The sequence below is a fragment of the Bradyrhizobium sp. USDA 376 genome (assembly GCF_054063675.1).
Genome location: NZ_JBSSGN010000001.1, coordinates 267,505 through 280,172, shown reverse-complemented (window position 1 = coordinate 280,172; position 12,668 = coordinate 267,505). Strand labels below are relative to the sequence as shown.

At 61.8% G+C, this 12,668-nt stretch carries 8 protein-coding genes and 4 pseudogenes; 10 read left to right on the top strand and 2 right to left on the bottom strand.

Annotation, left to right across the window (positions count from 1 at the left end):
• Positions 1–129 precede the first annotated feature (129 nt).
• The 4 genes and pseudogenes from ACVJ19_RS01145 to ACVJ19_RS01130 form a co-directional block, all read left to right on the top strand.
• Positions 130–288, top strand: a pseudogene (locus ACVJ19_RS01145) (IS630 family transposase); the annotation flags it as partial.
• 324 nt (positions 289–612) lie between these two features.
• Complete coding sequence (locus ACVJ19_RS01140; protein WP_011084514.1) at positions 613–1,677, top strand: IS630-like element ISRj1 family transposase; 1,065 nt, start codon at positions 613–615, stop codon at positions 1,675–1,677.
• A 1,003-nt stretch (positions 1,678–2,680) separates the two neighbouring features.
• Positions 2,681–3,082, top strand: coding sequence for a hypothetical protein (locus ACVJ19_RS01135; RefSeq protein WP_011084637.1), 402 nt, complete (start codon positions 2,681–2,683; stop codon positions 3,080–3,082).
• Between the two features lie 834 nt (positions 3,083–3,916).
• Positions 3,917–4,123, top strand: coding sequence for a hypothetical protein (locus ACVJ19_RS01130; protein WP_011084638.1), 207 nt, complete (start codon positions 3,917–3,919; stop codon positions 4,121–4,123).
• Between the two features lie 129 nt (positions 4,124–4,252).
• Here the strand turns inward: ACVJ19_RS01130 and ACVJ19_RS01125 are convergent, their stop codons facing one another.
• The gene (locus ACVJ19_RS01125; RefSeq protein ID WP_041960889.1) at positions 4,253–5,587 is read right to left on the bottom strand and encodes an IS5-like element ISBj2_B family transposase; all 1,335 of its coding nucleotides are present in this window, start codon (positions 5,585–5,587) and stop codon (positions 4,253–4,255) included.
• Between the two features lie 625 nt (positions 5,588–6,212).
• On the opposite strand from ACVJ19_RS01125, the pseudogene ACVJ19_RS01120 reads away from it, so the two are divergent.
• The 4 genes and pseudogenes from ACVJ19_RS01120 to istB form a co-directional block, all read left to right on the top strand.
• A pseudogene (locus ACVJ19_RS01120) lies at positions 6,213–6,773 on the top strand (sigma factor-like helix-turn-helix DNA-binding protein); the annotation flags it as partial.
• A gap of 93 nt (positions 6,774–6,866) precedes the next feature.
• Positions 6,867–8,135: an IS256 family transposase gene (locus ACVJ19_RS01115; RefSeq protein ID WP_038952271.1), complete on the top strand. Its 1,269-nt coding sequence runs from the start codon at positions 6,867–6,869 to the stop codon at positions 8,133–8,135.
• A gap of 22 nt (positions 8,136–8,157) precedes the next feature.
• Positions 8,158–8,997 (top strand): annotated as a pseudogene (gene istA / locus ACVJ19_RS01110) (IS21 family transposase); the annotation flags it as partial.
• An 8-nt stretch (positions 8,998–9,005) separates the two neighbouring features.
• Positions 9,006–9,737 carry an IS21-like element ISFK1 family helper ATPase IstB gene (gene istB, locus ACVJ19_RS01105; RefSeq protein WP_014497992.1) on the top strand — a complete coding sequence of 244 codons (732 nt, stop codon included), beginning with the start codon at positions 9,006–9,008 and terminating at the stop codon, positions 9,735–9,737.
• Between the two features lie 771 nt (positions 9,738–10,508).
• Here istB and ACVJ19_RS01100 read toward each other — a convergent pair.
• Positions 10,509–10,949: pseudogene (locus ACVJ19_RS01100) on the bottom strand (transposase); the annotation flags it as partial.
• Positions 10,950–11,319: 370 nt separating this feature from the next.
• Between ACVJ19_RS01100 and ACVJ19_RS01095 the strand changes: the two are divergent.
• A complete protein-coding gene (locus ACVJ19_RS01095) occupies positions 11,320–11,937 on the top strand; it encodes a reverse transcriptase domain-containing protein (protein WP_223153747.1) in 618 nt (205 codons plus the stop codon).
• A gap of 48 nt (positions 11,938–11,985) precedes the next feature.
• Positions 11,986–12,516: an RNA-dependent RNA polymerase family protein gene (locus ACVJ19_RS01090; RefSeq protein WP_223153746.1), complete on the top strand. Its 531-nt coding sequence runs from the start codon at positions 11,986–11,988 to the stop codon at positions 12,514–12,516.
• Positions 12,517–12,668 lie beyond the last annotated feature (152 nt).

Below are 12,668 nucleotides of genomic sequence, written 5' to 3'. Positions count from 1 at the left end.
TCCACATTGAAGGCTCGTCCGCGAAGCTCCATCATGCGGCGACCAATGTCGACCGCGAAGACAACCACGCACCCGGCAGCGTCTCTTGACGAAACTAAATGCTTGACGTCCCAGCAGCGATTAGACGACACCTCCGTCGGGCAACTCGAGGCCGACATCTGCACCTTCATCCACCTGCACAACCAAAACCCGAAGCCCTTCAAATGGACCAAGTCCGCAGACCAGATTTTGGCTTCCGTCAAACGCTTCTGCCACAAAACCCAGCAGACTTTATGTGGCGAACATTAGATTCACGTGACTAGGTCGTCCTGTCCTGACGCTGCGATCTGCAGGCTGGCGCTCAATCGATGCTCGCATCTTCCGCGAGGCGCCGATGCGCTCGCCCGATAGCCTCTGGGCCGCGGCCTCGCCGACCGGATCACCGGATCAGCTGCGGCGCCAAGCGCAACAACTTGTTCGCCCATTTCGGGAGCTTCAGCGCCTACACCCTCGAGGACGTCGACTTGTACCACCTTGGCTAGGGGACCCTGCCACTCGGTTGACAAGCCGGTAGTGCTGATCGTCAACTAGTACCCACTTTTCTTGGAACGTGAGTCGTGATTCAAGGTCGGGATGATACCCGAAGCAAGAGAAGTCCACCTTTCGAGGAAAGATCGCAAGGTGCTTGAGGCGTGCTGTCGCTCACCGGTGACGTTGCAGCGCGATTTGAAGCGGGCGCGGATAGTTCTGTTGGCGGCGGATGGGCGCAGCACCCGGTCGATCGCCAAGGAAGTTGGGGTCCAGCCGCGGATTGTCAGCCTTTGGCGGCATCGCTATGCCGACCATGGCCTTGAAGGGCTGCAAGACAAGCCGCGGCCTGGCAAGCAGCCGATCTATACGAAGACGACCGACAAGCGGATTCTGAAGCTGCTGGATAAGCCGCCACCGCAAGGGTTTGCGCGCTGGACCGGCCCCCTGCTGGCCGAGGCGCTGGGCGATGTCGATGTCCAATATGTCTGGCGGTTCCTGCGCAGCCACAAGATTGACCTGGTGGCTCGCAAGTCCTGGTGCGAGAGCAACGACCCGAACTTTACGGCCAAAGCCGCCGATGTTGTCGGCCTCTATGTCGCGCCGCCGGCGAAGGCCATTGTGCTGTGCGTGGACGAGAAGCCCTCGATCCAGGCTTTGGAGCGAGCGCAGGGTTATCTGAAGTTGCCCAATGGCCGCGCCTTAACCGGCCAAAGCCACGATTACAAGCGGCATGGCACCACAACATTGTTTGCGGCGCTCGAAGTCGCCACCGGAAAGATCATCGCGACCCATTCAAAACGCCGGCGCCGCGTCGAGTTTCTCGATTTCATGAACAGCGTCACCGCGACTTTTCCGAACCGCAAGCTTCACGTCATCCTCGACAACCTCAACACCCATAAAAAGAACGAGGACTGGCTCAAGGCCCACCCCAACGTGCAATTTCATTTCACGCCGACAAGTGCGTCATGGCTCAATCAGGTCGAAGTATGGTTTTCCATCTTGCAGGGGCAGTCGCTCAGCGGCACCTCCTTCACGAGCCTCAAGCAGCTTCAGGAACACATCGATGCCTACGTCAACGCATACAACGACAGAGCCGAGCCCTTCGTCTGGACCAAGAAAAAGGTCCGTCAACGCCGTTTCAAAGGCCGCCGTATCACTCAGCTCTGATTCCGGGTACTAGGGACGGTGCCATCTGGAGCATGTCTCTGGTCGTCTATCTCGAGCCGCGCTGCTACAAGTTCATACGATCACAGCGTTTATACGTCTCAAGATCGGCCCGAGTGCCACATTGCGCCGCACACGTTCGAGAGCCACAGGACGTAAGCCTGCGTGCGAGAGAAAAAGCAAGCCTCCAGCTAAACTCGAGACGCAAGGGTATTGCCGCCATTGTCCATCAACGCCGTTTTCCCGCGCGGGGTGCTTGCAACGTCTATTGCTTCACCTAACCCAACCCGCTAGCTGACACCGGACAAGCTTCGCCGAACATCGCAAGTTTGCGCCGGCAGTTAGCTCGTCGTATCGAAGCATGGATTTCGCATTCGGTCGGCAAGAACCTCTGGATGATCCCGTATAGCGGTGCCGCGGCGGTTAAGTGCCTGGCGGTCGCCTGGTTGCGCGAGCCGCCGAGATGGTTCTAATAGATCATATACGCCAGCCGGCCGAATCGGCTTCCAGCCGTCGAGGGCATCCACCGCGATTCAAAGTCGCTTTCATGTGGCCCGTCCAGAAGCGCTCGTTGGCTCAGAGGGCAGGGCCGTCAACAGGCCGAGCAGGCTGCCAGTGAAGCCTTCGAAGCAGGGTAGAAGCGATCGCCCGTTCCAGCGGCTTGGAGAATCTTAAACAATTATTGAATGTTGATTGCTGCTCCATGTACGTGCGCTCACCGACTTTGCCGCCGCCAGCCATCTACGCGCAGCCGGCACCATCCTCCATCCGATCGCCCCAGTTCTCAGCCTCTGGGCCGGCACCGGTGGGCAAAGCGACAGCACACGGACGCGCGCTTTACAGCCTATGGGCTCTGGCCGTATCGCGTTCACTGCCTCCTTTGCTGCCACGTTACCAAATGAGGTAGGTATCGCGTGTTGGCAATTGTGGTACCTTGTAGGGGATGATCGAAATGAGCGGCGAACAACTTAGTACGTTATAAGCCCTTCAAGCTAGGAGATCTCGAATGGCACCGAATGCAAGCGAAGACGAGAAACGCGAGCGGCGGCCACATGTCGGGCACGACCCGGCTCTGATATCTGGCGCTTCCGCCGATGGCGCTGGGAAATCTACGACAGCCGCATCGCCTATTCCATTTACTTTTCGGGAATGGCAGAGCTCGATTGAAGCGACAAGCAACCTGTTCGCTGCGGCCCTGAAGGACGGACTAGGTTTGGCGGCTTCCTCCCTGCACGATCAGGCCACCTTTCTGAAGGATATCGCGGACTCCAAAACTTCCTCGGAGCTGTTGCGGTGTCACCTGGATTTTCTGGAGAAATTCTGGTCGAGGTCGTTCAGCGCCGGCTCGAAGATATTGGATCATCTCAAGCCACAGCCATCACCCGCGGGAAGGCAGGCGCTTCACTGAGCTTGCGATAAGAGCCCGATCGCAGCTACTTCCTCCAGAGCCGAGGGCATATGTCGCCCACTGACGAGGGTGTGGGTCGCTTTAGTGGCTTCAGCTCACCCGCCAAATCCCACGATTGCTCTGAACTCAAGATGCCGCGAGTTATCTAAGATTCGTTTGCCATAGATACCTCTCTTTTTGTCGAATAGAGCTTTTCTTAGGCGGAGGCAGGCAACCGCTGTCCGCTCAAGGGGGCGCAGATTCGGTTGGCGGCCGATGCCGGGATGAGTGATGACGTGATCGCCACAAGCCTGGGCGTCGGCCACTTGGCGGTCTCCCACCCTTCGACGTTTTTGTCGAAGGCAACCTGGCGGAGAACCAGAGCGAAGAGCCGCCTACCGGGCAGAGCGCGAACTCAACGACAAGGAAGAGGCCCTTCTGGTGGCCACCGCCTGCGGCCCTCCGGCAGGCCGGGCGCTGGACACCGGAGCTGCTAGCTGGCGAATGCTCAGGCTGACGTGGTACCAAGCGTGCCGCCGGAACGTCGTTCTCACGCTTGACTGCAACTTGCCCACACGGGCCGCTTTCGTTTTGGGAATTGCCGGGTCTCGTCAGCTTTCAGTAAGCCAGCCCGGATACAGAGCCGTTGTGGTTAACGGGACGTGGCAGGGACAGCGCTATCTATCCAGAACGGTCAGCGCCGAGTCACGCTTTCCGCTAAACTCAACGGCAGCGCGGAGCGGCAGGGATAGTGCCTTTATCCAGCCCCCCAGGTCGGTAGGCGCCAGGCCGCGCCCGCGCTGTTTCCTGTCGCTGACCTTCTGTAGTCGGCTTTAAGCGTTCAGGGGGTGGAACATGGACGGCTTCAACTCAACATCCTCGCCTTATGCGCCGCAAGTGCGGCGCAACCAGCCGCTGCCAAGTTTGTCTCTTTATGTGCCCCCGAGCTGGCAGCAGGGAGATCCGTGGGCGCCGGAAGACCTCAAGTTGCGAATGGGTTTGCACAAGCTTCTGCCCCATCCGGATCTGAGCCAAATAAAAGTCTTACTCTCGGGGACGTGAACTAAACAGCCGGTATCGGGCCGCCAGGCTCGGAACACGAGATTTTTCTCCGCAGAAACTGAACTAGCTCCCGATTGAAGTCAGCCAAGGCGGCGAGTCGCCCGCGCTGCCTGCGATCCGAGTCGATCGTTAATAAGCCGAATTGGGCTGAACTGGACAGTTGAGCGTTGGCCAGAGTGAGAGCAGGAAGAGGGACAAAAGGTCTCTGAGCCAAGCCAGGACACGGCGGAGGTTGTGGCCAACGGCCGAGAGGAGAACGTTAGCGGCATCTCCGGCGCGGCCTTTGAGATAGCAGCGGCCAAGGTGACCTTCGTTCTTCATGTGTCCGATGATGGGCTCGATGGCGGAACGGCGGCGTAGCTCGCGCTTGATGACGCCGAAGACGCCGCGCTTCTGGCCCGAGATGAAGACGCGGCGGGGATTTTGTGTGTCGTGGCCGCGATATCCCTTGTCGACATAGGCCCGTTCGATCGGGCAGCCGGTGAGGCTCTCGGTGCGCTCGATGACGTTGCGAAGGGTGTGACCGTCGTAGGGGTTGTCCGGCAGCGAGCAGGCGTGGAGCACGAACAAGCCGCCCGGAGCTCTTTGGTTGTTGGTGACGATGGAGGCCTTCACGCAGAACTCATAGGGCGCGGCGGCCTTGCCCTTGCCGATGCACTCGACCTCCGGAGCATGGAAGGAATACAACTTCCAGCCGCGCTGGCGCTGCTGCTGCGAGCCGATCTGGGTGGCTCGGCTCAGCGGCAGGGCGAATGCCCCCTCCAATGCGGCCTGGCCCTCGGTCTTGCGGCGAATGTCGCGGATGATCCGGCCCAGCCGGCTGCGCAGGATGCGCAGCTGTCGCTGATGCCGGTTGAATTGTTTGGCATGAGCGTAGCGGCCCGCCATCATCGCCGCGCTTTTGGCCACGCGAACATAGGATTGCCGGAGCCTGACCCCGTGCTTCCTCGCCAGGCGGTTCAACCCGCGGATCGCTGCATGCAGCAGCTTGGCGTCGGTCGGGAAGCTGATGGCCTTCGGTTGGACGGTCGTGTCGACCGTGACCCGCTTGAGGTCCTGGCTGCGCAACGCACCGCTCGCGTGCGCCACGCGAAGGCTCTCGGCCAACAACCGCTCCAGCTTGTCGCCGAGCCGCTTGCGCCAGTGGCTCAGGTCTGAGCGCTCATGCGGGAAAACGTGCTGGAAAAACTCTTCGCCGGTGAAGAACTGGAAGTACGGATCGTGGACCCAGCGCTCGCACACCCCCTCGTAGATGTGCTTGAGCAGCAGCAATCCGATCATGAAGCGGGTCGCGATACCCGGCCTGCCGTTGTCGCTGTAGAGCGGCGCGATCTCGCCGTCGATCCAGTCCCAATCGACCCTGCCGGCGAGCAGAACCAGCTCGTGTCGCATGTTGATGATCTGGTCCAGCCGGGACCGGAACAGATCGTTCGAGCCTGTCGTCCTGTGCTTCTTTGGTCGCATCGGTCCCTCCGATGCAGCACAGAATCACGGTTCGCAGCGGCAGGGAAATCCAAAATCGAAATTGCAGGTTTTTGCTGTGAAGCCCCAATCCCCTGCAATCTCAAATGCCGCCGCAACCGGAAAACAGACTCTCAATCAAGTGCTTGGAGGCTTGTTCACGGACAACATCCGAAGCTGATCGCCGAGACACGTGAGGCGACTACCAGTCCTGGGGCGAGAGCTTCGTCGCCCTGGCCGAGGGTCTGCAGAACGCGCTGTGGTCGCTCGGCGGGCCAGCGCGTAAGCATCGCACCGGGCCAAGGCCCGAGCCCGTATCAGAGTCCCGTGAATGGTGTCGTAGTTCAGGTATCCCTGCAACACGCGGCGGAGCCACGCGCCGGTATCAACGATGAACGCCTGGCGGCGGTTCGTTACGCCGTGTCGTATCGTGCCATCCTGGCATTGCGGGAGTCGATTGTCACCCGTCGGATTGTGATGCGCGTTTCGCGGGATCGTGAGCGCGGATTTCAGGGGATCGTGAGCAACGATTTCGCAGGATCGTGAGCAAGGCTTTCGGAGCCTTGCAGCGCTTCGGCCGACAACTCAACCGGCTTAGGGATGACCTCGTGGTTAACGAGGAAGTCCAATGCCTACCCAGAGATTGTCGATGCGCCGGATCAAGGAAGTCCTTCGGTTAAAACATTTTCAAGGCCTGCCAGAGCGGGCCATCGCGCGGAGCGTGGGCGTCAGCAACGGCGTTGTGCACAGCTACCTGAGCCGCGCCCGCTCTGCTGGGTTGAGCTGGCCGCTTCCGGAGGGAATGACCGATGAAGACCTGGAGCTTTTGCTTTTCCCGGCCCCACGACCAGCGTCTCAGAGCCCGCAGCGGCCGGTGCCCGACTGGAGCTACATCGATAAAGAGCTCCGCCGGCGCAACGTAACCCGTCGCCTGCTCTGGGAGGAGTATCGCGCCGTTAATCCCGACGGTTTCGGGTACACGTGGTTCTGCACTACCTACGAGGCCTGGAAGGGGCGGGTCCGACCTTCGATGCGGCAGATTCATCTGGGCGGCGAGAAGGTGTTCGTGGATTTCGCCGGCGACACCATCGACATCGTCGATCCCCTGACCGGGGAAGTGCAGCCGATGAAGCTGTTCGTCGCGGCGATGGGCGCTTCGAACTACACCTACGCCGAGGCCTGCCCGAGCTATGGCGGAATCTGGGTGATGACGGTGTGAGGAAGGCGGCGTATCGAGGCGGGTGACGAGCCTGCCAGAACCTCTCGAGGAGAGCGATACGCCATGACCGAGACTACCAATGTTCTTGCTTTCCGTCAGCCGTCCGCGGTTGATGATCCACTGACCGATATCGTTCGTGCCGGCGCGCGGGACCTGCTTGCCAGGGCGATCGAGATCGAGGTTGGCGCGTTTCTGGCCAGCACGGCCAATCTGACGCTGCCCGACGGTCGAGCGCGCCTGGTCCGACATGGGCACGGTCCGGTGCGCGAGATTGCGACCGGCATCGGTCCGGTGGAGGTCGCTCGTCCCAAGGTCCGCGACCGCGGAGCGAGCGGGCCAGGCGACCGCCTCCGCTTCAGTTCGGCAATCCTGCCGCTATGGGCGCGGCGGACGAAGAGCCTGGATGCCTTGATCCCGGTCCTCTATTTGCGCGGCATCTCGACCGGCGACTTCCAGGAGGCGCTCTCGGCGCTGCTCGGCAAGGATGCGCCGAACCTGTCGCCTTCGGTGATCGCCGGCCTGAAGGCCGATTGGCAGGTCGAGTACGAACGCTGGCAGAGACGCGATCTGTCGGCGCGTCGCTATGTCTACATCTGGGCCGATGGCGTGTACCTGCAGGCCCGCATGGAAGATCACAGCGAATGCATGCTGGTGCTGATTGGCACCACGCCGGAAGGCAAGAAGGAGCTGATCGGCTTCCAGGTCGGCGTGCGCGAGAGCGCGCAGAGCTGGCGCGAACTCCTGATCGACCTGCGGCAACGCGGGTTACGGATTGCCCCGCAACTCGCCATCGGCGACGGCGCCCTCGGCTTCTGGAAGGCACTGGACGAGGCCTTTCCCGGCACGCGGCACCAACGATGCTGGTGCCATAAAGTGAGCAACGTACTCGACAAGGTCGCCAAATCCGTGCAGGGCCCCATGAAGAACGACCTGCGGAACATCTATCTGGCCCCACACCGGGCCGAAGCTGAAACCGCGATCGACGTCTTCGTCGAGAAATACCACGTCAAATACGGACGTGCGGTGGAGTGCCTGATCAAGGATCGCCATGCGCTGCTCGCCTTCTTCGACTTCCCTGCTGAGCACTGGATCCACCTACGCAGCTCGAACCCGATCGAGAGCGTCTTCGCCACGGTGCGCCACCGAACGGTGCGGACCAAGGGATCGCTGTCGCAACAAACTGCGAAGCTGATGGTGTTCAAGCTCATCGACGCCGCATCGAAGACCTGGCGGCGATTGAAGAGCACGAACCAGTTGCCGAAAGTCATCGCCGGTGTAAAGTTCATCGACGGAATCGAAGTCATTCCGAACACTGAAAGCCACGCCGCCTGATCAGGCCGCGTCACCCAAAATCAGCCATAGCTCGGCCTGCCCCAGCGAGAGCTTGGCCGACTGGATCCGGGCCCACGTCAACTTGTTCACGTTTTTGAGCGGAACGCCGACGTTCGTGGTCTGCGACAACCTCAAAGCCGCCGTCAGCAACCCCGACCGCTACGATCCCGGCCTCAATCGCACTTATGCCGAGATGGCGAGCCATTACGGCACCGCCATTCTCGCCGCACGGCCGCGGCGCCCAAAAGACAAGGCGAAGGTCGAGGTCGCGGTGCAAATCGCCCAGCGCTGGATTCTGGCCCGGCTGCGCAATCAGCGCTTCTTTTCCCGGGCCGAGCTCAACGCCGCCATCAAGACACTCGTCGACGAACTCAATGCTCGTCAAATGCGTGGCTTCGGCTCAAGCCGCGCCGAACTGTTTGCCGAACTCGACAAACCCAAGCTAACCCCGCTGCCAGATCAGCCTTATGCCTTCGCACGCTGGAAGCGCTGCCGCCTCGCTCCCGATTATCATGTCGAGGTCGACGGCCATTGGTACTCCGCGCCGTATCGTCTGATTGGCGAGCTGGTCGATGCCCGTATCGACGATCGGACGGTCGAGATCTTCCACAAGGGCCAGCGGATCGCCAGCCATGCCCGCGCGCCCAACCGACGCGGACACACCACCATCGCCGACCACATGCCCAGCGCCCATCGCCGCTACGGCAAATGGACCCCCGCCGCGGTGATCGCCGCCGGCGAGCGGATCGGTCCTTCGACAGCAGCGTTTTTCCAGGCCGCGATCGACGCCCGGCCCCATCCAGAACAAGGCTTTCGAACCTGCCTTGGCATTCTGGCGCTCGTCAAAAGCTACGGCGCCGACTGACCGGAATGGCCAAGGCCTTCGAGGAGCAGCGCCGATCGCCCGATCTCGAAGCCCTGCCGTTCGAAGATCGCATCGGCCTGTTGGTCGACCGCGAAGCCGCCGAACGCGACACCAGGCGGCTCACCACGCGCCTCAAGATCGCCGCACTGCGCCAGACTGCTTGCGTCGAGGACGTCGATCTGCGCACCCCGCGGGGCATCGACCGCGCCGTTTTCGCCAAACTCGTCGAAGGTCGCTGGATCGATCGCCACGAGAATTTGCTCGTCACCGGGGCAACCGGCCTGGGCAAAAGTTGGTTAGCCTGCGCGCTCGGCCACAAGGCCTGCCGCGACAACCGATCAGTCCTCTATCATCGCGTTCCAAGGCTGTTCGAGGCGCTCGCGCTCGCGCGCGGAGACGGACGCTACGCCCGGCTCCTCAAAAGCCTCGGCCGCGCTCAGCTTCTGATTTTGGATGATTGGGGACTATCGGTGCTCACCGCCGCGGAACGCCGCGATCTGCTCGAAATCCTCGAGGACCGACATGGCCGCGCATCCACCATCGTCACAAGTCAGCTCCCCGTGGACACCTGGCATGGAGCCATTGGGGACCCCACGGTCGCCGACGCCATTCTCGATCGCCTCGTCCACAACGCCCACCGCCTCCAGCTCACCGGAGAAAGCATGCGAAAACGCAGCGCCAAAACCATCACCCTTGACGGCAACCAGAACACTGACTCTATCTCCCATCGGCCGTAGCGGGCTGCTCACGATCGTCTGAATTCAGTGCTCACGATCGCGCGAAATCGATGCTCACGATCCGTGAAATCCGCATTGTGAAGTGCGGATTTCGTTGGGTGCACCGCGCAGATGTGCGTGAACCCGAGGAAGTCGAACGTCTTCGGGCGGCGTTGCCCCGGCGCGAGAGGCGCTCGGCCGCGTACCGTCCAAATTTCAGAATCCGGGTCTTCTCCTCATTTAGCGAAAGACCGAACTCCGCTATTCGCTCACGCAGGGCGTCGAGAAGGCGTAGGACCTCTGTTTTATTTCGAAGCCCATAAGACTGCCGCCGGCATAGCTGCCGCTGCTTCTCCACTCGTGGGTCCAGAGGTCGAAGACGTGATGCACATTCATATTTACGAAGAGCGGCGGGAGCACCGCCCGTTGCCGCGTACTTACTCGTGCTACGGGCTTCGATCTGAATTTTCATTGCACGCAAGGAACTCGCAACTGACGGCATTTCTGATTCTAGAGTGGCCAAGTTCAGAAACATGGCGAAGAAGCCCGCGCACTACATCGCACAGGCGAATCGAAAAAGATTCGGGATTAGCGGGATGAAGGAGATCGTCACGTGACAACGCCAGCGGTCAGCCGCTTGCGTATCAAATCAATCGCAAGAGCCGGAGGTCTGACGGAAGATGAGTTCCTGCCCGCCGCCGTGCATTGCCCGTCAGTAGCGGATCCGGCGCTGCAAGGAAGGCGCCGCGCTTTGGCAGGGGAGCGGAGCTGGTCGGCGACGCAGCGCCATTACGCCCGCGCGTCCTCGGCATCGTCCTGGGCGCACACCGTGGCGATGAAGGCGGAGACGAGGCGCCGTGCGCTCTTGCCGGCACGTGCCAGCGCATTGCGCATGAAGTGGACGCGGCAGCGCTAGTGGCGTTGAGAACTTCGCCGACCGTGGCCGTGATCCCTCATGAGTATCGGAGACGACGAGCCCGTAGCCCCGCAGGCCGCGGCGGACGAGCTTGCGCAGGAGCGCGGCCCAGAACGTCTCGGCTTCGGATGGGCCGACGTCAATGCCGAGCGCCTCACGCCGGCCGTCGCTGTTAACTCGACGCGATGGTCACCGCGACCGAGACGATGCGCCCCTGCTGACGCAGCTTCACGTACGTGGCCGATCCACAGATAGGGCCGATCGCCCTAGAGCGGGCGGTTGAGGAAGGCCTTCACGTTGTCGCCGATCTCACTGCACATGCCGCGCCGGTCATGCCTTCGACCACCAGCGCCATCAGCCGGAGGCCGAGTGTGTTCCCTAGTCACGAAGGCAGCATGAGCATCGTCGTTATGCGAGACGATGCCGCTCCGTCGGGGTCGATGGCCGCATCACGCAGGAAGGCAATCATCGGAACATGAGAGGCCCGATCGGGTCCACTGGATTGGTCTCCAGTGGGGGACAGCGGCGAGGCACTGCCAGAGCCGCGGTCCGAGCTGAGGTCGGGAGTCGGACTGGTCCATAGTACCTGTGAAGTCGTCGAAGGAAACGAGACGTATGGAGGGAAGGGGCCAGCCCGAGGGGAGCCCGCGCGAGAAGGCCAGGGTCCGGACACAGAGCCGGGTTGCCTTGCCGCCGAACCTCGATCGGGTGAACGCGGCGGCCAAGCGGGCTGCCCAAACCCGGTTCACGGCCTTGCTGCACCACATCGACGAGGACGCTCTGCTTCGGGCGTTTCGACGACAAAAGCGGCAGGCCAGCGCGGGGGTCGATGGGGTAACGATGGCGAAGTACGAAGAGGGGCTCACGGATAACATCCGCGACCTCTGCGGACGGGTCCACACTGGTCGCTACCGGCCACAGCCGGTGCGGCGAGTCTACATCCCCAAAGCCGATGGCGGTAAGCGGCCTCTCGGTGTGCCGGCGCTCGAGGACAAGATCGTCCAAAGCGCGGTGGCCGAGGTGTTGAGCGCCGTCTATGAGGCCGACTTCCTTGGGTTCTCCTACGGCTTCCGGCCGGGGCGGAATCCTCATATGGCGCTTGATGCCTTGCATACGGCGATCATGAGCCAGCGTGTGAACTGGGTGCTCGATGCCGACATACGCAGCTTCTTCGACTCGGTCGACCACGAGTGGCTGTTGCGGATGGTGGCGCACAGGATCGCCGATCCTCGCATCCTACGGCTCCTCGAGCTGTGGCTGCGGCCCACCAATGGCGTCGTCGTCATGCCCGCGGTCGCGTCGTGACCGTGCGCTATGCGGACGACTTCGTCATGGGCTTCGAGAGCAAGGCAGATGCGCCAGGAAATGCTCTTGGCCCTCAAGGTGCGGCTGGCCAGCTTTGGCCTGATGCTTCATGAGGGCAAGACGCGGCTGATCGAGTTTGGCCGGTTCGCGGCCGTCTCGCGTCAGCGGCGCGGCGAGCGGCGACCAGAGACCTTCGCCTTCCTCGGCTTCACCCACTACTGCGGGCGGACCCGAGATGGCCGGTTCATCGTGAAGCACAAGACGGAAGGGAAACGCCTGACGCGCAAGCTGACGGCGTTGCGCCAGGACGCCTGGCGGCTCATGCACGCGCCACTGGCCACGCAGCACGAGCGGTTCGCCGCCGCACTGCGCGGGCACTACGGCTACTATGGCAGGCCGCACAATTATCCAGCGCTCAACGGCTTCTACCGCGAAGTGCGTCGGATCTGGCTACGTTGTCTGAGACGACGCAGCCAGAAAAGTCGGCGCATGGGCTGGTCGGAGTTCGACACCCTGACGGCACGCTTCCCTCTGCCCGTTCCACGCATCACTCGCACTTGGGCGCAGGCGCGGATATGACGCGGGTTACCCTCGGGAAGAGCCGGGTGCGGGAAATCCGCCCGCCCGGATCTGTGAGGGCGAAAGCCAAATGGCTGAGCTACTCGACCGCGCCTCTCTTGCTCTGCAGAGTGCGGTGCTGCCGAATGCTTACTTGATCGATAGCTGCTTGA